The following is a 19,830-nucleotide window of genomic DNA, read 5'->3' as shown; positions in this document are numbered from 1 at the left end:
ATAGTGAAATTAAGTTAGTGAGCATATTTAGCCCTTGGTATCGGCGAGTTACTCACGCTTTGCTTGTTCTAAGGTGGGAATTTCTTGCAGGGAGGTGGCCAATAAGTGAAGATCACCTTTTTTATTGTATTAGGCCTATCATGAGTTTTTCTTCTTTTGAGTCCATTGTGCATACTCGTCGTTCAGTAAGAAAGTACGATGCGAATGCTGAGTTTAATCACGACGACGTTGCCGCTGCGCTTGAGCTTGCAACGTTGAGCCCAAACAGCAGTAACATGCAGATGTGGGAATTTCATCGTGTTATTTCACCTGAAAAGCGAACCAAACTTGCGAAGTACTGTATGGGACAGAATGCCGCAACAACAGCAAATGAACTGGTTGTATTTGTTGTGACGACTCATAACTGGGAAGAGCGAGCCCAGCGCAACGCAGAGATTGTACGTCAGGCTTTCACTGGCCGTAACGACGCTGCGGCTAAGCGCGCTCTTAAATACTACGAAAAATTGATCCCAATGGTTTATAACAACGACAGGTTGGGTTTACGTGGTGTGGTGCGTAAGATCTACAGCTGGTGGTTGGGCCGGGCCAAACCCATGGTGAGAGAAGTCAGTAAAACGGATGTTCGAGTCTGTTTACATAAAAGCGTCTCTTTGGCAGCCATGACTTTCATGTATGCCATGCGTGATAAAGGTTATGACACGTGTCCAATGGAAGGTTTTGACTCAAAACGCGTTAAAACGTTATTAGGATTGCGTGATAGTGACCAGATTACCATGGTGATCAGTTGTGGTATAAGAGGTGAAGAAGGGGTCTATGGTAAGCGTAACCGTGTCGATAATGAAACCATAATAAAAAAACACTAATTGCGGCTAAACTATTTGCCTTTGTTGCCGTTAAAAGTACTGAGCTAGCTTACACGCTGAGTGTTCGAGCATATTTTGTTCAAATGTTAGACTGAGTTTCAGCATTTGATATAGAAATGTGTGGTTAGTATCCTTTTGATTATTTACAAATTATGTCTCAGTGACTACAAAAGGACTCTTGGATTTTTTGCCTGTGAAGTGATTCTCTGTGGCATTGCATTAAGTTAAATCTTGATGCGTATTTTGGATAATTGGGTTTATGAGTAACGTAACCAGCAGTATTTTGACTGAAAGTGGCACCAATGAGCTTGAAATCATTGAGTTTCACCTAGAAAAACACTTGCCAGATGGCAGCACTAAAACATGTTATTACGGGATTAACGTCGCGAAAGTGCGCGAAGTGATTCGTGTACCAGAAACCACTGATTATCCGAATGCACAGCCTCATATGGTTGGTGTTTTTTCTTCTCGTGAAGTACTGACGCCGTTAGTGGATCTTGCGGGTTGGTTAGGTGTGCCGACACGCCGCGATTTAGAGCGGAAATTTGTTATCGTTACTGACTTTAATAAGATGACTAATGGTTTCTTAATTGACAGTATTTCGCGTATTCACCGTATCTCGTGGAATGATGTTGAATCACCAAGCCAATTCCTAGAGGCAGGTGAGCAAGACTGTGTGGTTGCCGTGGTTCGTAAAGATGGCAATTTGATCATGATTCTCGACTTTGAAAAAATCATTGCTGACATTAACCCTGAACTGAGTATGGAAAAATACGACGTCACAGGCGATAAGTCGGTTGATTTGAACCAACGTATGGTTGGAAAGCGTAATGCGAAGACGATAATGGTCGTGGATGACTCTGCTTTCATTCGCTCTTTGATTCAGGATACTCTGGCTTCGGCAGGTTATAACGTGATCACCTGTAAAGATGGTGGTGAAGCTTACGAGAAACTGATGAATCTGATTGAAGTGGCGAAAGACGAAAACTTACCTGTTCATGAGTTGCTTGATGCGGTCGTAACGGATGTGGAAATGCCGCGTATGGATGGTATGCACCTAGTGAAAAGACTCCGCGATACAGAAGCATACAAACAAACACCGATTGTGATGTTCTCCTCACTGATGAGTGAAGACAACCGAGAAAAAGCACTGTCGCTTGGCGCGAATGATACCATCACCAAGCCGGAGATTGGCCGTATGGTGAACATGATGGATAAGTACGTGTTTAAATTTGCGTAATAGATTTCATAGCATTGAAGAAGGCTGCCGATCGGCAGCCTTCTTGTTTATTCTGGGCAAGGAAGGATTTCTAACGTGTAACTCTCATTCGCGTTTTGAGGTGGTCCATAAAGGATACCGCATTGCGTTAGACTTGCTCTTGTTTCGTCCGCAGCGGCGATGACCATTTCTCGGGTTGTAGAACCCTCAGGGTGGTAGATTGTTTTCCAATCTGAACCATTTTCATTCAGTCCTTGCACAACAAGTTTCATTGATTCGCTATCTGAATCTGGGTAGCCATACAGAAAAACACACTTTTTTGGGCCGTCGATCTGACAACCATCAAATGGTAGGTCAGCTTCAGGGTAATCCGTCTTAAAATTTGCTACATAACTTCTATCTTCTAACCTAGCAATTGCCATTTTCCCATACCCCATTGCTAAGCCAGACTCAATTGCTCCCTTCATTCCTTCCAAACGCGCTTCACGAACATCATCTTGAATATTTAGAAAACGTGGTGCAGCCACGATAGCCAAAATGCCGAGTATGACAATAACCACAACAAGCTCTATTAAGGTGAAACCTGATTTTCTGTTCATATATTTCCTACACGGTGGTTGCAATATTAGTCTGTCATCGTTGCGATTTTTGGTTCGACAGATTGATCTAGCTTACAAAAGGGCGAGGAATGATACCTTGCGATACATACATGGATTTATACTGCAGCATATCTCATTGAGATAGCGTAAAGATTGTTAATGCATGGTTTCAGTTTTGTATAAATTTAAAAGTAGCAGAGAATGAACCCGAGAAGCTTAATTCTTGGCATATTTTGATTGTGTTTTTCACCGCATTGGTCAATCCTACGCGGGGCCATAAATGATGCGTCCTACCTATATAATTTTCTTACTTCTACACTAACGATAAGAATCATATTGATGGAATTCGATTCGACACAATTGCTCGCGATGGGGCTGATATTTCTTGGGTCTTATGTACAAACGGCAATTGGCTTTGGGCTAGCGATCGTTGCTGCTCCTTTACTGATACTTTGGGCGCCTGAGTACGTCCCAGCTCCGATCTGTTTGGTGGCGCTGTTTATCTCTTTAATGAATGCGATGAAACATCGAAGCAGTGTCGAGATTGGCGGTTTGAAAATGGCATTGATAGGCCGGGTTCCAGGCTCAATTGCGGGTGGGGTACTGCTGTTTTTTGTTTCTACAGAAGCGTTGACGTTATGGATCGGTTTTCTTGTATTGTTCGCAGTTACGGTAAGTGTGCTGCCGTTTCGTATTGAGCCGACACCCGGACGGATGACGGTTGCGGGCTTTTTTTCAGGATTGTTCGGTACGAGCTCTGCGATAGGCGGGCCTCCGATGGCGCTGCTTCTTCAGCATCAAGAAGCCAATCAGTTACGTGGTAACCTTTCGGCGTTTTTTGTATTCAGCTCTATCATCTCCTTGGTGATTCAAATACCGGCAGGTTTTTTCAATCTGCACCATTTGCTTATCACTCTTCCGTTGTTGCCAAGTGCAGCGTTCGGGTATTGGCTGGCGATAAAAACGACACAGTCTTTACCGAAGGAGAAAATTCGTTTTGGCGCGCTTACTCTGTGTTTTGTTAGTGGCTTGACGGCGGTCATTCAAGGGTTTGCTGTGTAGTTATAAGGTTGCGTTGTAAAAGCACTTTACAAAACAAATGCGCCCTATAGAATCGCGTCACTTTTTATGTGCTGAGTTAGTTATGAACAACAGTCGTTACGGCAATTTTATGGCGGCGCTATCTTTCGTTATTTGGGGATTACTGCCGATTTATTATCGTTATTTACCGAATGCGGCAATGGATGAGCTGTTAGCGTTAAGAATTATTGGCTCTGTGCCAGTAGGCCTTCTTCTAGTGTTGATGATGACTCGACATTGGCCAAACTGGGCTGAAATTTGGCAAGACAAAAAGTCACTTGGGTATGCTTTCGTGGCAAGTAGCTTGATGTGTATCTCTTGGGTCGCATTTACATGGGCGCTGACAAATCACAGAGTGATCGATGCAAGCTTAGGTTTTTTCATTGGCCCTTTGATTTCTGTTGCGTTAGGTGTTTTCGTTCTTGGTGATAAGCTATCGAAAGGCAAGTTTCTTGGGATTCTATTGGCAGCCATCGGCGTCTTGTACCAAGTGATCCACTATGGTGAGCTACCAATGGTTGCGTTGACCATGGGTTTGTTTTTTTCTCTATATGGGCTTTTTAAAAAGAAGATTAACTATAGCTGGAGCACGACGCTGTTTATTGAGGCGTTCGTATTAATGCCATTCGCTTGTGGTTATCTATTTGTTAAGCAATGGACGGTTGGAGAGCTCGCTTCAACGGTCGATGCTGCTACCTTTATGTTGTATTTGGGTAGTGCTCCGGTGACCATTTTGCCGCTGATTTTTTACTCCATTGCAATTCGTATCACCAGCTTATCGACGGTAGGTTTAATGCAATACATTGAACCAAGCCTGCAGTTTGTATTGGCGGTTGTTTTCTTTGGTGAGCTGTTTGATGGTGTGAAAGCTGTGACCTTTGCTTTCATCTGGGTTGGTCTGCTATTCACCGTTGTCGAAGGTGTTGCGATACGAGCCAAGCGTAAAAAACTCACTTCTCAGCCAATTTGATTTAGAACCACTAGATCTTCAAATTGTTGCCTCGCCTTCAAACCAAGTCATTCTCGCTGAACCTAGCGCGTGATTTAGCGAACAAACCATAGTAAATCGTTGTGCTTAACCAGTCATCTCAACTCTTCATCACTCACTGCTGTTTATATGTATTTCTGCATTAACTCACGTCTATTCACAGTCGCTTCACACTTAAATTGTTACAGTTCTCATTCGAACAAACGCGATAGCTGTGATAGCTTTCATGCGCATTTGTCATCTAGTTGGTTGTATTAATGAAGAAAATTGTACGTTTGGTTGGTGTGATATCTTTGTTTGGTTCTCATTCCGTGCATGCGATGAGTGAAAAAGATTGGGACGTACTTACCGATATCGGAGCTTATGGCTTGGTTGCAACGGCGGCCGCGGTACCTGCATATAAAAGTGATTGGGAAGGCTTTTGGCAAGCGGGATTTAGTATCGGTACTGCATCGGGAATAGGCTTAATCGGTAAGGTGTCAATTGATGCGGAGCGACCTGACAAAAGTGGTAACGACAGTTTTCCTTCTAACCATACAGCCAATGCTTTCGCTTCGGCAACAAATTTATACTTACGCTATGGTTGGGAGGCGGGCTTGCCAGCTTATGGCGTTGCAGCACTGGTGGGTGTAGGGCGTGTGGAAGCGAAAAAACACTATTGGCGTGACGTTCTTGCTGGTGCAGCTTTAGGTACGCTGAGCGCCTATGTCCTCACCGATGCTTATGATGAAAATGTTCAGCTTTTACCGTGGGTAAGCAGTGAAGATGTGGGTGTATCATTGACCTATCGCTGGTAATCGTAGCTTATATGAAATAAAGCCTCGGTAGTTATCGAGGCTTTGTTGTTTGAGATGTTTATTCCGTCATGATAGGTGATTACACATCGAGGCTGCACCAATTTATCCTTTCTTAAGGATCATCTTGAGGTGTTGGCCAAATACATTTGTGAGTGCGCCAAGTACAATGAGTAACCCACCTAAATACGTCCACAGAGATGGCTGCTCACCAAAGAACGCAATACCCAGAACGACTGAAAATATGATCTGTACATACGAGTAAGCAGATGCTTTGCCGGCTTCTTGAGTCTGCATTGCTTTGGTTAACCCAAGTTGACCAATTTGAGTGAACACGCCAACGAGCACAAGCATCATAGTAAGATACAGATTCGGAATGACAAATTGACCACCCATTAAAACAATGGACGCAGGCAATGCTACCAGCGGGAAATAGAAAATAATCACCGAACTGTCTTCAGTTTGACTCAACTTTCGGACAATAACGTACGCGATTGAGCTACCAAACGCACCTAATAGCGCGATCATTACGCTAAACATAGGGAGCACATGTTCAGTGCTGGCACTTGTTTCAGGTTTCACGATCACATATACCCCTAACACACAAAGGACGATGCATACTAGTGTAGAAAACTGGATGCGCTCTTTAAGAAAGAACATCGCAAGCACAGCGGTAAAAACAGGGTGGATATATTGAAAAATGGTTGCTTCTGCCAAAGGTAAGGTCGTTACAGAGTAATAGACACACATCAGGGCCATAGTGCCAACCGCACCACGAGCAAACAATAGTGCTTTGTTGTTCCCCCACACTGAAATGCGTTTTCTCTTTACATCTAGGTAGCTGATGACTAATGAAACCAGCGCCCTAGCTGCAACAATTTCAAAAACGGGGATACCGTGTAAACTAACGTGTTTGACAGTCGCAGACATAAGCGCAAAGCCAAAGGCTGATAGCACCATAAAGCGTACGCCAATGGGAATCATAGAGTTCAGTGAATTAGGCATCGTACAGTTCGTTTATGGCGGAAGATCGGACTTTAGCATACAAAATGGTCAAATAGATCAGCATGTTGTAAATATGGTTATTTCTCTAATTTATACAAGATACACTGACAACGTCCTAGGGATAAAGAATTGCATAAGGAGAAGTGTATGATACCTATACAAGCCACGCACGTGTCTGGCGTCGTAATTTCCGAATTTGATGGTGTAAAAAAGATGCTGTTACTTAAGCGTGTCAAAGGAGGGTATTGGTGTCATGTTGCTGGTGGTATTGAAGAAGGGGAAACGGGTTGGCAAACACTCATTCGAGAATTGAAAGAGGAAACGAAAATCGAAGGGGTAGAGCTTCATAGTGCTGATTTTTTGGAGCAGTTTTATGAGGCGCACAAAAATCGAATCATGGTTATTCCTTGCTTTGTCATTTTTTGTAAACCAGAACAACATGTTACGCTTAATCACGAACACACTGATTACCGATGGTGTACGCTAGCAGAAGCCAAACAGCTTACGCCTTTTGCAAACCAACATCATCTCTATGAACATGTATGGAAATATTATGTTGAAAGCGTTCCGACACAATTTACGCTTATCAGTCAGATATAATTTTACTCGGTTGCTGTTAGGTTCATGCATTAATGGAATAAGATCCGAGCTGCAACTCTAACTTCATCGATACGATAATAGTAAGCGTGTTGCATTTATGTTAACGTTAAGGCGAAAGCACGGCATTAACGGTATTCAGGTGCATGAGGAGAATGATCATGAATGCGATAGTAGACGTCGAAGTTGGCTACTCATTACGTAAGACACTGGATAAGCTTAAGGCAGCCTACAATGTTGAGCCTTACCCAAGTATTGACGTGAGAAAGCAAAAGCTTGCTCTCCTCAAGCAAACTATTCTGGATAATCAGCAAGCGCTCGTCGATGCATTGAGCGCTGATTTTGGTTATCGCTCAGAATTTGATACGGCAATGACCGATGTTCTACCAACGATTTCTCAAATCAACTACACCTTAAAACGCCTAAACAGATGGTGTAAGCCAAGCCGTCGCCATGCCGGTTTACTCATGGCGCCGTCCAAAGTCTCGGTTGAGTATCAGCCAGTGGGGGTAGTTGGTATTATTTCACCGTGGAACTTCCCGGTTATTTTGAGCTTATCGCCATTAGTCACGGCACTTGCTGCGGGTAACCGTGTGATGATGAAGTTAAGTGAGTTCACGCCAGAGACCAATAAGGTTATCGCAGAGATTTGCCGTTCATTGCCTGAAGATGTCGAGGTGGTGGAAGGTGAAGCCGACGTGGCTCAAGCGTTCAGTAAATTGCCGTTTGATCATTTATTGTTTACTGGTTCGACGAACGTGGGTCGAGCGGTCGCCAAAGCCGCCGCTGAAAACTTAACCCCTGTGACGTTAGAACTTGGCGGCAAGTCCCCAGTTATTGTGGCGGATGATGCAAACTTGAATAAAGCCGTCGATGCAATTTTATTTGGTAAGTGCATTAACGCAGGGCAAATATGTGTCGCGCCAGATTACGCCTTTGTGCCACAACACAAAGTGGATGAGTTTGTGTCGTTGTTTCTTAAGCGTTTTGAAGCGTTGTACATCAATGGTGAGCAAGAGCAGGGCTTCTCTCATATCATTAATCAGCGTCAATACGATCGCCTGAAAGCGGTATTAGAAGATGCGAAAGCAAAAGGGGCCGATGTTCATTCCGTGGCGGAGCCAACGGTGCAAGGCCGTTGTCTGTATCCTCATTTGTTAACCAATGTGTCGTCAGACATGGTCGTGATGCAAGAGGAGATTTTTGGTCCACTGATGCCAATTAAGCCTTATAACGACATGGCTGAGGTGCTTGAATACATCAATCGGAATCAACGCCCTCTGGCGCTCTACATTATGACAGAGGACAAAGGTACGATTGAGCATATCGTACATAACACCCACAGTGGGGGCGTTGGTATTAATGACACGATTTTGCATGTTGGTGCCGAAGATGCACCATTTGGTGGTATTGGTGAATCGGGACTGGGGCATTATCATGGTGAAGAGGGCTTTAGAACCTTTAGTCATGCAAAGACGGTGTTTCATACGCCAACTTGGCTACCACGTGTTAGCTTGCTTATGGAACGTCGCGGTATAGCGATTAAAGCGTTACAAAAGTTTTTCATTCGTTAGATAACGCACTATTTCAAAAAAGGAAACCGCCTAATCAGGCGGTTTTTTTAGTCGAGCGAACGGTCACCATCTACGCGAGTGACCGTCGATTGACTTATTCTACACAGCTCCAGCCAGTGGTATCGATGGAGTTAATCCAGTCAGCGATGAGCTGAACCCCTTCATCATGCACCACGTGGCGTCCAAGCTCTGCCACCACCTACGCTGAAGTTGTCATTGATACGGTAGGCAATGGCAGGATTAAAAATGACGCTCTCTAAACTGGTTTCCCCACCAATCGGCCCTGCAAGGTAATCATCCGGGTATTCGGTCGCTAATCCAAAATCGGTAAATATGCCTAAGCCCCATGACCAAGAATCATTAATTGGTGCAGCAATATAAAACGAAGGGACGATGACGTTATCGACTACGTCGTTGTTAGTGAGTAGGTTATTAAACGAATCTGACTCACCATTACCCGTCACTCGTACTTCCGGCATGATATAGGATGCGCCAACAGATAACTCATAAGATTGAAACATCGTGATGGCAGCAGCGTTATGAGCAACCACTGACGCTCCATCGGCAATAGCGGCTTCACCTGCGTTGGCTCGACCTAAACCAGCTGCGGAGTGTTCAGATAACTGAAATCCTGCGGCATATAAGTTAGGTGAGCTTAGTACTATAGATATCGCAAGAACGATTTTTGCATTCCTTGTCTTCATATCACTCTAAACTCCATGTGTTTTTTTAGGATGCGTTCTTTATTAAAGTGCTCACAAAACTAGATCGAACTTAAATGATTTAGGAAAGGGCACCACCTAAAACATAAATCCATTTAACAATTGTGTAATGTTGATTTTTTGAAATTGTCACACCAGTCTCATATACAGCATGACTAATATTAATGCTGATAAGTATATGTAATGATTATGAATATGATGTTTTCTTATGTTCGGAATAGGTCGAGGAACCTTAGTGGCTGTTTGAGGGAGAAGGTTGGGTTGGTGGCTACATGTTAATAGAACGTGACTTTGAGGAAGCTAGAAGTTAGTACGTATGTTTAAAACGGATGTTTAATAATTGTTCGCGTTGATCGTTCGCTAGTGTGTTGAAATGTGCTTACCCTAGGTGAAACCGCGCTAAAATAATTTTTCAATTAGAGTTTTTACTTAAGATTAATTGCATCTACGGCGATATATTGAATGGTTGTTCAACAATGATGTTACAACTGCGCAATATGCGGTGTGGGCTGAATGACGAGGCTTGAACTTGAGGAAGGATAAAGGCTCTTGTTCTGTTGTCATACCCAAGCATCTCAAGGTGACTTGAGTGGATAAACAAGAGCCTAAGCTTGATTAATGGAACACTTCACTACTAAAGCGTAAATAACGGCTTTCCCCCATCAACTCTTTAAAGGCCTCTTTATCGAGTTTGATTAAGGTTTCGTGGTCACCCGCTTCGAGGTAAACATAATCTAAGTTGCCTAATACCTCATCACAAACCGTTAATATATGATAAGCGCTACCCACAGGCGGAATGGCTCCGTTTTCGCAATCAGTGAACATACGGTAAACCTCGCGCTCCTTCACGAGATGAAATGTCGCATTAAATTCATCATTGAGTCGAGATAAACTGATTTTATTGTTGGCAGGCAATACTGCCATTACATGACGACCTTGATGATCTTCTAAAATCACCCCTTTGGCCAAATTGTTAAGTGGGACACCTGCAGCAACGCCACTTTGCAGTGAACTGTGACTGTGGCTGTGATTAACGGTCTGAAAATGAATATGGTGTTCAGTCAAATAGTGGTCGAGTCGGTTAGAAATAGGCATAGTCGCCTCCATCGGTTTGAGCCCCATAACATAGTATAGGTGACTCTAAGGAATACTGGCGTAACAAAGATACTGTTCTACGATTACTGAAAGCTCGTGAAGAACAGGATGTGATATGAGGAAACCAATATGCGTAAGCCAGTGATTGCGGATAACAAACCGATAAAAGTTGAGTTAAAACAAGGTGAGGAGTATTCCTACTGCCGATGTGGAAAATCAAAAACACAGCCTTTCTGTGACGGGTCTCATGTTGGAACCGGATTTAAACCCATGGACTTTATTGCCGAAAAAGACGAAGAAGCGTGGCTGTGTCAGTGTAAATATACGGCCGACGCTCCATTTTGTGATGGTAGCCACAAGCAATTTTCGACGGATCAAGTTGGTCAGGAAGGGCCTGAAATAAAATCAGGTGACCATTCGAGCCCAATTGCAATCGCGACTCAAGAAGAACCCACTGTTGAGTTTATCCACCAATTAGCAAGAGAAGGGTTGTCTAAATTGGGGCATCATGGCCCAATGACGTCAATGGGCGTTCCAAGACATTTATTACCACATTGGGATGACTTACAAGTCATGGTCGCTCAAATGGCGACAAAACCCTTGATGGAAGAGGTACCTGTAGCGACGGAGCTTGTTATTGGCCCAAAAGCGAAAAAGCCATTGGTACTGAACATTCCTTTATTTGTGTCTGACATGAGCTTTGGCTCACTCTCCGAAGAAGCGAAAGTGTCACTCGCAAAAGGCGCGGAATTAGCCGGAACGGGTATTTGTTCCGGTGAAGGAGGGATGTTACCTGAAGAGCAACAAGCCAATTCGCGTTATTTCTATGAACTTGCGAGTGCTCAGTTTGGCTACGATGAATCCAAGCTCGTCAATGTGCAAGCGTTCCACTTCAAAGGTGGGCAAGGGGCGAAAACAGGGACAGGTGGCCATCTTCCAGGCAACAAAAACGTAGGGAGAATTTCTCAGGTACGGGGTATACCTGAAGGGCAGTCCGCCATCTCTCCCCCGACATTTAAAGATCTCCACACCGCGCAAGATTTCAAAAAGTTTGCTGACCGAGTACGTGAAATCACGGGCGGTATTCCCATCGGTTTTAAATTGAGTGCGAACCATATTGAAGAAGACATTCAGTTTGCGCTTGACGCGAGTGCGGATTACATCATTCTTGATGGCAGAGGCGGTGGTACGGGAGCGGCTCCTGCAATGTTCCGTGATCATATTAGTGTTCCAACGATACCGGCACTTGCAAGAGCGAGACGGTATCTCGATGCACAAGGTGTAGGTGACCGTGTCACGTTAATTGTCACTGGGGGCTTACGTGTGCCGATGGATTTTGTCAAAGCCATGGCATTAGGAGCTGACGGTGTGGCGATTTCTAACAGCGCGATGCAATCCATAGGGTGTGTCGCTGCTAGGATTTGTAATACCAACAATTGTCCTGCCGGTATTGCCACGCAGAAAGCCGATTTAAGGCAGCGTTTAAACGTCGATAAAGCTTCTCATCAGCTAAACAACTTCTTTGCTGCATCCGTTGAGATGATGCAAGTGATGGCAAGAGCGTGTGGTCATCACTCATTGAGTCAATTTAACCTGAATGATTTATCTACCTGGAATCGGGATATGGCGAAGCTATCGGGCGTTAAATATTCGGGGGTAAACGAGTGATGCGCGCGCAGACCCTTTACGAGATCGATATGACATTTGTGTTCGAATTGCTCACCCAGTAACTGGTATACAAGTAACTCGCTTTGATAGGTGCGATGTCAAAGAAGGTAGGGCGCATTGATATTAAAATGACTGAAAATTTGTCGCTGTTGTTTTTATATGACCACCAATGATATCCAAGCCAAAATTGCGAGTTTTTCTTGCATAGAGGAAGCTTTAGATTATTTCGACATGAGTTTTGATAGCCGCTTTATTAACACGCATCGTGTTGAACTTGTTAAGCGCTTTAATGGCTATTTGATTTTGACTAAGCCGGATGATTGGTTTTCAGCGCGGCGTGCGTTGAAAAATGCCTACTGTAAAGTGCAGCGAAATCAATTAGATAAAATTACTCGCTCTGCCTGCCGGGGCTGTACCTCGTGTCAGAGACGCTAACCTAAGATGCAGAACACCGTTTAACGTAGTGAAGCTTCTTAGTATACCCATGGGACTAACCGATAGCGCACACGTTGTACATAGTCACGATACCCCGGCAACTCTTCTTGTAGAGTTTGATCTTCAAGTGTGGTTCTGATCACAGTGATGATGGATGCCACTATTGCTGGAATCAGAGTCCATACAGAACTTAGGGCAAGAACAATACCGAACAGTGCAACGAGATTCCCTGCATAACCCGGATGCCGCACAAAGCGGTATGGGCCGCTGTCACACACCGTATGCCCTCGATCAGTCTGGATACGTACCACGCTGGAGAAAAAGCGATTCTCTGCCAATGCCCATGCGGCGAAAGCATAACCGAGCGAGATCAGAGTGAAGCCAGTCGCGATGAGCCATAGTGGAAATTCAGAAGACCAGTTATAACGGTGGTCTAGCCCTGCCACAATGGTCATAGGAAATGTGATACTCACCGCCATCAGCGGTGCAAGTACTTTGTCCCAAGCTTTTGCATTTTGGATGTTTTCAATATTCTGTCTTTCAGCTGTTAATCCGGGATGTCGTTGCTCTGCCCACATACGACTAGCAACTCCCTCAGCTAAGAACAGCATTAAAAATAACCATGCCTGCAACCAGCCGATGTCGCCACCACAGATAAATAGGATCAGTGGGATCAAGAGATACACCGTAATTAACCTGAGCCACTGGCGCAGGGAAACGGTTTGGGTTGCTTGTTCATTAACCGTCTTTGATGACATTCCACATTCCCTTCCTTAAAATAAAATCGATTTGCGTGCGCGCTTAACTATCAGTTCAGGGGGGCTGAAAGAAGTGGTGCTTATCTGATCCTAGCCTCCTCCTTCTAACAGGTTAGATCGTTCATTACCGAAACACACAGTGAAGCATTAGATGACTTAAGGCACTTCATAGACAGTGTCAGTGTAAGGGGGGACTAGACATTTGCGGAAGGCAGGACGGTGTTGATACAACGTATAAGATGATGTCGTCAGTGAGGAGTGGAGATAGCCGATTTGAATGATCGGCCTATCATGTTCTGCCTAGTCAGATGAGGTAGCAATGGACAACTTATTTTGTATGGATCTCAGGGGGAGGTTGTAGCAATGCATCTAACTCTTCTCTGGTCAGTATCTCATTAGGACTCATGTTGTTAGGTTCATCCTCAAGCGCCAATTTCGTTTGGTTAATTAGGTATCTCTTTTGTGTTGGCGTTAAATCTTGCAGAGTGCTGAGCAAGTTTTTAAATCTACTGGGCTTCATCGTAAAATCCCTATACAAGCGAAAGCAAAGGTGTTGGTTGCTAATTTATTTTATTGATTAATAAGGCTAAGTTTTGGATTGTTTGTGATATTAGCCTTAACTGAAATAGTATCCAAACTACGCAGGGTCGGACAATTTAGATTAAAAATAGTAATCAAATTGCATAATTGCAAGTCTGTCGTTGCATATATTGAGTATAGGGGCGAGATGCCCCTTATTTGTTAACCGTCTTTGTTAACCGTCGCAAAATTTGTTTAGACACCTGTTCTGCTCGCTTAAACAGTTCATTGACCTTTTTCATTGCTCGTCCTTACTTGTGCGATTAGTAACATAAACCACATGAAAAGCTTACGAACTCACGATATCCTAGGGGAATAATAAGACAGCGCCATGTAGATGGCAGAAAGTGAATTCGAATGAAGTTTATCCATACCTCAGATTGGCACCTTGGCCGACAGTTTCATAACGTCTCTTTGCTTGACGATCAGCAAGCGGCTCTTGAACAGTTAATCCAATATATCGAAAGCAATCCTGTAGATGCGGTGGTGGTTGCCGGCGATATCTACGATCGCTCAGTTCCACCGACTATTGCCATTGAGCTACTAAACCGCGTGGTGAAGCGAATCTGCGGTGAGTTAAACACGCCCATGATTTTGATCTCCGGTAACCATGATGGTGCTGAGCGATTGGGCTTTGGTTCAGAGCAAATGAAAACAGCGGGGTTGCATATCATTAGTAACTTTGAAGATATGCTGACGCCAGTCGTTATCGAAACGAAATCGGCTGGAAAGGTGGCTTTTTACGGCATGCCTTATAACGATCCTGAGCAAGTTCGTTTTGCTTACCAAGAACCAATTTCGACGCACGACCAAGCACATAAACTTCTCGCCGAGAAAATCACAGAACAATTCAACCCAGAGCAACACAACGTGTTAGTGAGCCACTGTTTTGTGGATGGCGCAATGGAGTCAGACTCTGAGCGTCCACTGTCGATTGGTGGTTCCGACCGCGTCAGTCACGAGCACTTCCTTAACTTCGATTATGTGGCGTTGGGGCACTTGCATCAGCCACAGAAAAAAGGCGAAGAGTACATTCGTTATTCTGGTTCATTGATGAAATACAGCTTTGGTGAGCAGAACCAAAAGAAAGGTTTCACGCTGGTGGAAATCGACCAAAACGGTTTTGTCTCGGCAGAACATGTCGAACTCACTGCGCCTCATGAAATGCGAATCATTGAAGGTGAACTTGAACAAGTGATAGAGCAAGGTAAAACGGATCCGAAAAACGAAGACTACTTGCTGGTGCGCTTAATGGATAAGCATGCGATTTTAAATCCCATGGAAAAGCTACGTGCTGTTTACCCAAATGTTTTGCACCTAGAAAAGCCTGGGATGTTGATTGGTGTTGAACAAGAGATGGCGCAAGCGAAATTGGCGAGAAGTGAGATAGATATGTTCCGAGACTTTTTTACGGAAGCGCAAGACAGCCAATTATCGCAAGAACAAGATCAAGCGATCAGCGACATCATCAAACAACTTTCTCAGCAAGCTCAGTAAGGACCAAACATGAAACCGATTAAACTGACAATGCAGGCTTTTGGTCCGTTTGCTCAAGCAGAGACCATCGAGTTCGACAAGCTTGGTACTAACCCTCTGTTTCTGATCAATGGTCCTACTGGTTCCGGTAAAACCTCGATTCTCGATGCCATTTGTTTTGCTCTTTATGGTGAAACGACGGGTAATGAGCGGCAAGGCATTCAAATGCGTTGTGATATGGCTGCGCCTACGTTACTGACCGAAGTGACACTAGAATTCTCTTTGCACGGTAAATCTTATCGAGTGATTCGCTCACCAGAACAAGAAGCACCAAAGGCACGCGGTGAGGGCATGACAGTACGTAAGCATACCGCAGCTTTGTATGAGATTACGGACGAAGAAAAGCTCATCACTAGCAAAACAACGCAAGTAAAGACGGAAGTGACCAATATTATTGGCTTAAACGAAACTCAGTTCCGCCAAGTGATGGTGCTGCCACAAGGTAAGTTTCGAGAGTTGTTACTTGCGACGTCCAAAGAACGTGAAGAGATCTTTGGACAGCTATTCCAAACGGACATTTACAAGAAGATTGAATATGCGCTGAAAGACAAAGCGAGTGCCATTAGTAAAGCCAAAGACGAGTTTGATAACCAAATTCGAGGCGCACTGCAGGTAGCTGGTGTTTCTTCTGAAGCGGAGTTAACAGAGCAGCGTGAAGCGTTATCTGTTCAATTTGAAACCGTGCAAAAGCAAGAGCAAGAATCTCTGGCGCAATTAAACACGGTAAAAACTGACCTGCAAAAAGCAGAAGCATTGAGCAATGAGTTTAAAAAGCGCGAGCAAGCCGAAATTGCATTGAAGCAACATTTGCAGCAGAGTGATGCTATTTCCTTTCGTCAATTGCAGTTAGACAATGCGAAGAAGGCAAGCAAGATTGAGTTGCCTTATGTCACGTTACAAAACGCCTCAAAACAAACGCATGAGCTTGAGCAAAAGGTGGCTAAGCTTTCTCAAGATCTCACTGTCGCAGATGAAGCGGTAAAAGCCAAAGAAGGCGCATTGCAAACCGCGAAAGAACAAGCGGCGCAATTGCCAAAACTGACTGAGCATCAATACCAACTTGAAAGCATGAAAGGGAAGTTGGTTGAAAAATCAGAGCTAGAAAAAGCCATAAATGCGGGTTTGACGCAAAAGTCTGAGTTTGAAGCAACGCTGAAGAAATATATCGCTTTGAAAGAGCAGTTAACGCTAGAGGCGCAACAAGGTCAGAAGTCACTGGATCAAGCTCGAGTCGATGTTGCAAGTATTGGCAGCGTAGAGGCGGAGATAAAACAGCAACAACGTTTGATGCAAGACCTACAGAAGCTTAATGGCTTAAACCAAGACCTGGCGAAACTGGATGCGCTGACGCCGAGCAAACAAGCTTCGGTTGACCAAGCAAAAGCAAGATACATAGAACTTCAACGCTCAGCAGATACCCTTGAGCTAAGCTGGCACAATGCTCAAGCTGCGGTTTTGGCTCAGCGCTTACAAGCCGGTGAAATGTGTCCGGTGTGCGGTAGTGTAGAACATCCTCACCCCGCTCAATTTGTTGGCGAAGAGGTAACAAAAGAGCAAGTTCAAAACGCTCGGAACACAGAGCGAGAAGGGCAAGTTGCTCTGAACCAATTGAACAATCAGTTGGAGCAGCACAATATCGCAATCGGACAATACAAGCAGCAAATTGAGCAACTATCTGATGAACTCGGTCAAAACGCAGCATTGGATTTAGGCATGTTACAAGCGTCCATGCAGCAGTTCAACGAACGTTTACAGCAACTGTCTTCGATTAACTTGGTTCATTTGGAACAAAGCGTCAATGAGTTAAACCAGCGTTGCATCACTGGTGAAAGTAAGATCAATGATCTGCAAAACCAGATGGCAGCGAATGAATCGACGATAAAAGTGAATCAAGAGCAATTGGTTAAACTGTCTGCTTCGTTAGATGCCAAGTACTCGTCACTTGAAGTGCTTGAACAAGATATTGCTGCGATTCAAAAACAGATTGCGGCGTTAAATTCAGCCTTAGAGACTGCACAAAATCATTTGCAACAAGCGGTGCTGACAAAGACCAATATTGAAAGCCAACTGACAACCCATCAACAGTGGTTGAATGAGGCACTAGAGCGTTTGAACACAGCCAAAGCTGATTGGGAGCAAGCGTTGCAGGCGAGCGCATTCGAGGATGAAGCGCAATTCCTAGTAAGTAAAGTTGATGAAGCCGAGATGCAGGTTTGGCAGCAAGAAATTGATGCGTTCAAACAGACTCAAATCAAGCTAGAACAAACTTTGGCAGACTTGAGTTCAGAGTTGAAAGAGTTGGCGTTGCCTGATTTAGAAGGGCTTAACGTTAAGTTAAACAGTGTTCAGCAAGGTTACGTTGAAGCGCGCAATCAGCTTGATAGCACGCGCTCTTTGTTTGAACGTCTAGAGAAAGTCCGCAATGACATCGTGATGTTACATGACAAGAACACTAAGTTAGAAGACGAATACAAAGTGTTTGGTACCCTGTATGACGTTGCTAGCGGTAAAACGGGCAGTCGTATCAGTCTGCACCGATTTGTCCTTGGTGTGTTATTAGACGATGTGTTGATACAAGCGTCACAGCGTTTAAACCTGATGAGTAAAGGCCGTTATATCTTGGCTCGTAAAACGGAAGGTTTTAAAGGTGCCGCTGGACGAGGATTGGATTTGGTGGTTGAAGATAGCTACACAGGTAAAACACGTGATGTCGCGACGTTATCAGGTGGCGAATCTTTCATGGCAGCGTTAGCGTTAGCACTCGGTCTGTCTGACGTTGTTCAGTCATACAGTGGCGGTATTCGTTTAGATACGCTATTTATTGATGAAGGTTTTGGCAGCTTAGATCCGGAGTCTTTGGATCTTGCGATTCAAACGTTGGTTGACTTGCAACAAACGGGTCGTATGATTGGTGTGATTTCTCACGTATCTGAACTGAAAGAGCAAATGGCGCAGCGCATTGACGTTGAACCATCACGACTAGGATCCAAGGTTTCTGTAAAGTCTCAGATGGAGTTTGATTCTTAATCGGTGTCGCAGATACCAAAAATCCCGCTAAATTATCGTATAAAATGGCGGGGATTTTGGGTGCTCAGTTTCGGAAGCTCTTACTGTTCGCAGAAGCGACCTTCATTCGGTGATTGCGTAATTGCATATTCACCATCTAGGTTTCGGTAGATAACCGTGTTCCAAACTGAGCCGTCATTCAATTCAAACTCTATCGCGTAGTTCACACCACTGACAATTTGTGCATGAACGGACAAGATCTGTTTAAACGAAGCGAGAGTTTTTATTTTTTTTAGGACAAAGGCCATAGCCTTTTGAGCGTCTGGGGTAGCATCGAACTCGTTCCACCCACCTGGCATATTTCCTTGTCTATCACATACATCTGCCGAGGTTGTTGGCTGTGTAGTTTCATCCTGAGTGTTTTGTTGGCATCCGACGAGCAAAACCAAGATTGCGAAAGCTGACACTGTTTTTAATTTCATTCAAGAACCTCTATTCTGCAAGCGCCCATTATATAGGGTGGCATTCCTGCTTAATGTCTACGTTGTGCCAACTTTTTATATGAATCAAGTTAAATTCTGAGGTTTAGTCGAAAATCTGTACTTAAAGCAGTACGAGTGTCGTGAATTCGGTTCTTATGCGACAGGAGGGCAAGTACTTTGAATAAAGAGATGGTAGCGTAATACTTGTACTTACGTTTTAGTTTACAGTGTAAAGGATACGGATCGTGGTTAAATCAAGTAAAGTTGAAATGTTGAATTCTACGGTCTGGCCTCTCAATTTTTGGGTACAAAAAATGAAAGATAATACGCAGGCCTATAGATTCGAGATCGCGACTGACGATAAGGGAGTTCGTGGACTTTTACTATAATATCTATGTGCGCGGATTCATATACTACGTCATTGCATCCCCTAATATGGCAAATGAGTTTTTCGCTTCAATGGATTTTATAAAAAGACAAAAGTGGATTTTGGAGAATAGTTGGTAGTCACGTGAATATGTACGGTCAAACTAACGAAAATCGGCTTTCAGTTTTCAATCGCCTGCTGTTGGGTGTAGATAATATGGTAAAAATAATAAGGTAATACCATGCAATCAACTCATTGGATTCAACTTTGCTTACGCGAGCTTGATGGCGGTGAACTCAATATCACGATATACAAGGGCGAAAATGCGTATGGGCTTTCAGTCGTTGGTAATCGGGAGCCCTCTATCCATTCTGCGATCGAATACAAAAACGGTGAAGTGCACTCTTATCTAAAACTTACCCCAATTTATCAATAGCAATTTAACAAGGACGGGCACCACAAT

General features: G+C 44.0%; 19 protein-coding genes. 12 read left to right on the top strand and 7 right to left on the bottom strand.

The window, feature by feature from the left end; translation table 11 throughout:
• Nucleotides 1–140 precede the first annotated feature (140 nt).
• Entirely contained in the window at nt 141–863 is a 723-nt protein-coding gene (locus tag AK965_RS00990; protein WP_099077842.1) for a nitroreductase family protein, read from the top strand.
• Nucleotides 864–1,122: 259 nt separating this feature from the next.
• Nucleotides 1,123–2,103 carry a chemotaxis protein gene (locus tag AK965_RS00980; RefSeq protein ID WP_099077841.1) on the top strand — a complete coding sequence of 327 codons (981 nt, stop codon included), beginning with the start codon at nt 1,123–1,125 and terminating at the stop codon, nt 2,101–2,103.
• Between the two features lie 47 nt (nt 2,104–2,150).
• Here the strand turns inward: AK965_RS00980 and AK965_RS00975 are convergent, their stop codons facing one another.
• Entirely contained in the window at nt 2,151–2,681 is a 531-nt protein-coding gene (locus AK965_RS00975) for a type II secretion system protein (RefSeq protein ID WP_099077840.1), read from the bottom strand.
• Nucleotides 2,682–3,020: 339 nt separating this feature from the next.
• On the opposite strand from AK965_RS00975, the gene AK965_RS00970 reads away from it, so the two are divergent.
• The 3 genes from AK965_RS00970 to AK965_RS00960 all read left to right on the top strand — a co-directional run bounded on the left by AK965_RS00970 (nt 3,021) and on the right by AK965_RS00960 (nt 5,546).
• The gene (locus AK965_RS00970) at nt 3,021–3,743 is read left to right on the top strand and encodes a sulfite exporter TauE/SafE family protein (RefSeq protein WP_099077839.1); all 723 of its coding nucleotides are present in this window, start codon (nt 3,021–3,023) and stop codon (nt 3,741–3,743) included.
• Between the two features lie 82 nt (nt 3,744–3,825).
• On the top strand, nt 3,826–4,731 hold the full coding sequence (rarD, locus tag AK965_RS00965; protein WP_099077838.1) for an EamA family transporter RarD: 906 nt from the start codon (nt 3,826–3,828) through the stop codon (nt 4,729–4,731).
• Nucleotides 4,732–5,006: 275 nt separating this feature from the next.
• Entirely contained in the window at nt 5,007–5,546 is a 540-nt protein-coding gene (locus AK965_RS00960; RefSeq protein ID WP_172438030.1) for a phosphatase PAP2 family protein, read from the top strand.
• 102 nt (nt 5,547–5,648) lie between these two features.
• Here the strand turns inward: AK965_RS00960 and AK965_RS00955 are convergent, their stop codons facing one another.
• On the bottom strand, nt 5,649–6,548 hold the full coding sequence (locus AK965_RS00955; protein WP_172438029.1) for a DMT family transporter: 900 nt from the start codon (nt 6,546–6,548) through the stop codon (nt 5,649–5,651).
• A gap of 147 nt (nt 6,549–6,695) precedes the next feature.
• Between AK965_RS00955 and AK965_RS00945 the strand changes: the two genes are divergently transcribed.
• Nucleotides 6,696–7,148, top strand: a complete 453-nt coding sequence (locus AK965_RS00945; RefSeq protein WP_099077834.1) for an NUDIX pyrophosphatase — start codon at nt 6,696–6,698, stop codon at nt 7,146–7,148.
• 158 nt (nt 7,149–7,306) lie between these two features.
• Complete coding sequence (locus AK965_RS00940; protein ID WP_099077833.1) at nt 7,307–8,719, top strand: coniferyl aldehyde dehydrogenase; 1,413 nt, start codon at nt 7,307–7,309, stop codon at nt 8,717–8,719.
• A gap of 164 nt (nt 8,720–8,883) precedes the next feature.
• Here AK965_RS00940 and AK965_RS00935 read toward each other — a convergent pair whose 3' ends face one another.
• Both AK965_RS00935 and AK965_RS00930 read right to left on the bottom strand, forming a co-directional pair.
• Nucleotides 8,884–9,423 carry an outer membrane protein transport protein gene (locus tag AK965_RS00935; RefSeq protein WP_253252638.1) on the bottom strand — a complete coding sequence of 180 codons (540 nt, stop codon included), beginning with the start codon at nt 9,421–9,423 and terminating at the stop codon, nt 8,884–8,886.
• Between the two features lie 633 nt (nt 9,424–10,056).
• On the bottom strand, nt 10,057–10,536 hold the full coding sequence (locus AK965_RS00930; protein ID WP_099077832.1) for an aminoacyl-tRNA deacylase: 480 nt from the start codon (nt 10,534–10,536) through the stop codon (nt 10,057–10,059).
• Between the two features lie 129 nt (nt 10,537–10,665).
• Here AK965_RS00930 and AK965_RS00925 point away from each other — a divergent pair, with 129 nt between their 5' ends.
• Nucleotides 10,666–12,204 carry a glutamate synthase-related protein gene (locus AK965_RS00925; protein ID WP_099077831.1) on the top strand — a complete coding sequence of 513 codons (1,539 nt, stop codon included), beginning with the start codon at nt 10,666–10,668 and terminating at the stop codon, nt 12,202–12,204.
• A 159-nt stretch (nt 12,205–12,363) separates the two neighbouring features.
• Nucleotides 12,364–12,639, top strand: coding sequence for a nitrogenase-stabilizing/protective protein NifW (locus AK965_RS00920; RefSeq protein ID WP_099077830.1), 276 nt, complete (start codon nt 12,364–12,366; stop codon nt 12,637–12,639).
• Nucleotides 12,640–12,677: 38 nt separating this feature from the next.
• Here the strand turns inward: AK965_RS00920 and AK965_RS00915 are convergent, their stop codons facing one another.
• A complete protein-coding gene (locus AK965_RS00915) occupies nt 12,678–13,397 on the bottom strand; it encodes an isoprenylcysteine carboxylmethyltransferase family protein (RefSeq protein ID WP_099077829.1) in 720 nt (239 codons plus the stop codon).
• 328 nt (nt 13,398–13,725) lie between these two features.
• Nucleotides 13,726–13,917: a hypothetical protein gene (locus AK965_RS20575; RefSeq protein ID WP_099077828.1), complete on the bottom strand. Its 192-nt coding sequence runs from the start codon at nt 13,915–13,917 to the stop codon at nt 13,726–13,728.
• Nucleotides 13,918–14,333: 416 nt separating this feature from the next.
• On the opposite strand from AK965_RS20575, the gene AK965_RS00905 reads away from it, so the two are divergent.
• Both AK965_RS00905 and AK965_RS00900 read left to right on the top strand, forming a co-directional pair.
• On the top strand, nt 14,334–15,473 hold the full coding sequence (locus tag AK965_RS00905) for an exonuclease SbcCD subunit D (RefSeq protein ID WP_099077827.1): 1,140 nt from the start codon (nt 14,334–14,336) through the stop codon (nt 15,471–15,473).
• Between the two features lie 9 nt (nt 15,474–15,482).
• Nucleotides 15,483–18,539 carry an AAA family ATPase gene (locus AK965_RS00900; RefSeq protein WP_099077826.1) on the top strand — a complete coding sequence of 1,019 codons (3,057 nt, stop codon included), beginning with the start codon at nt 15,483–15,485 and terminating at the stop codon, nt 18,537–18,539.
• 80 nt (nt 18,540–18,619) lie between these two features.
• Here the strand turns inward: AK965_RS00900 and AK965_RS00895 are convergent, their stop codons facing one another.
• A complete protein-coding gene (locus tag AK965_RS00895) occupies nt 18,620–19,000 on the bottom strand; it encodes a cystatin domain-containing protein (protein ID WP_099077825.1) in 381 nt (126 codons plus the stop codon).
• A gap of 608 nt (nt 19,001–19,608) precedes the next feature.
• On the opposite strand from AK965_RS00895, the gene AK965_RS00890 reads away from it, so the two are divergent.
• Complete coding sequence (locus AK965_RS00890) at nt 19,609–19,803, top strand: hypothetical protein (RefSeq protein WP_143699923.1); 195 nt, start codon at nt 19,609–19,611, stop codon at nt 19,801–19,803.
• The last annotated feature ends 27 nt before the right edge of the window (nt 19,804–19,830 follow it).

Source organism: Vibrio sp. PID17_43, from assembly GCF_002608565.1.
GTDB lineage: Bacteria > Pseudomonadota > Gammaproteobacteria > Enterobacterales > Vibrionaceae > Vibrio.
This window is presented reverse-complemented; position numbering and strand designations above follow the sequence as displayed.

What these genes read in the sequence shown, in the direction of transcription:
- AK965_RS00930 (WP_099077832.1), bottom strand. Translation starts at nt 10,536, where the DNA reads ATGCCTATTTCTAACCGACTCGACCACTATTTGACTGAACACCATATT.
- AK965_RS00935 (WP_253252638.1), bottom strand. Translation starts at nt 9,423, where the DNA reads ATGAAGACAAGGAATGCAAAAATCGTTCTTGCGATATCTATAGTACTA.
- AK965_RS00925 (WP_099077831.1), top strand. Translation starts at nt 10,666, where the DNA reads ATGCGTAAGCCAGTGATTGCGGATAACAAACCGATAAAAGTTGAGTTA.
- AK965_RS20575 (WP_099077828.1), bottom strand. Translation starts at nt 13,917, where the DNA reads ATGAAGCCCAGTAGATTTAAAAACTTGCTCAGCACTCTGCAAGATTTA.
- AK965_RS00940 (WP_099077833.1), top strand. Translation starts at nt 7,307, where the DNA reads ATGAATGCGATAGTAGACGTCGAAGTTGGCTACTCATTACGTAAGACA.
- AK965_RS00960 (WP_172438030.1), top strand. Translation starts at nt 5,007, where the DNA reads ATGAAGAAAATTGTACGTTTGGTTGGTGTGATATCTTTGTTTGGTTCT.
- AK965_RS00915 (WP_099077829.1), bottom strand. Translation starts at nt 13,397, where the DNA reads ATGTCATCAAAGACGGTTAATGAACAAGCAACCCAAACCGTTTCCCTG.
- AK965_RS00905 (WP_099077827.1), top strand. Translation starts at nt 14,334, where the DNA reads ATGAAGTTTATCCATACCTCAGATTGGCACCTTGGCCGACAGTTTCAT.
- AK965_RS00895 (WP_099077825.1), bottom strand. Translation starts at nt 19,000, where the DNA reads ATGAAATTAAAAACAGTGTCAGCTTTCGCAATCTTGGTTTTGCTCGTC.
- AK965_RS00890 (WP_143699923.1), top strand. Translation starts at nt 19,609, where the DNA reads ATGCAATCAACTCATTGGATTCAACTTTGCTTACGCGAGCTTGATGGC.
- rarD (WP_099077838.1), top strand. Translation starts at nt 3,826, where the DNA reads ATGAACAACAGTCGTTACGGCAATTTTATGGCGGCGCTATCTTTCGTT.
- AK965_RS00955 (WP_172438029.1), bottom strand. Translation starts at nt 6,548, where the DNA reads ATGCCTAATTCACTGAACTCTATGATTCCCATTGGCGTACGCTTTATG.
- AK965_RS00945 (WP_099077834.1), top strand. Translation starts at nt 6,696, where the DNA reads ATGATACCTATACAAGCCACGCACGTGTCTGGCGTCGTAATTTCCGAA.
- AK965_RS00970 (WP_099077839.1), top strand. Translation starts at nt 3,021, where the DNA reads ATGGAATTCGATTCGACACAATTGCTCGCGATGGGGCTGATATTTCTT.
- AK965_RS00975 (WP_099077840.1), bottom strand. Translation starts at nt 2,681, where the DNA reads ATGAACAGAAAATCAGGTTTCACCTTAATAGAGCTTGTTGTGGTTATT.
- AK965_RS00990 (WP_099077842.1), top strand. Translation starts at nt 141, where the DNA reads ATGAGTTTTTCTTCTTTTGAGTCCATTGTGCATACTCGTCGTTCAGTA.
- AK965_RS00920 (WP_099077830.1), top strand. Translation starts at nt 12,364, where the DNA reads ATGACCACCAATGATATCCAAGCCAAAATTGCGAGTTTTTCTTGCATA.
- AK965_RS00900 (WP_099077826.1), top strand. Translation starts at nt 15,483, where the DNA reads ATGAAACCGATTAAACTGACAATGCAGGCTTTTGGTCCGTTTGCTCAA.
- AK965_RS00980 (WP_099077841.1), top strand. Translation starts at nt 1,123, where the DNA reads ATGAGTAACGTAACCAGCAGTATTTTGACTGAAAGTGGCACCAATGAG.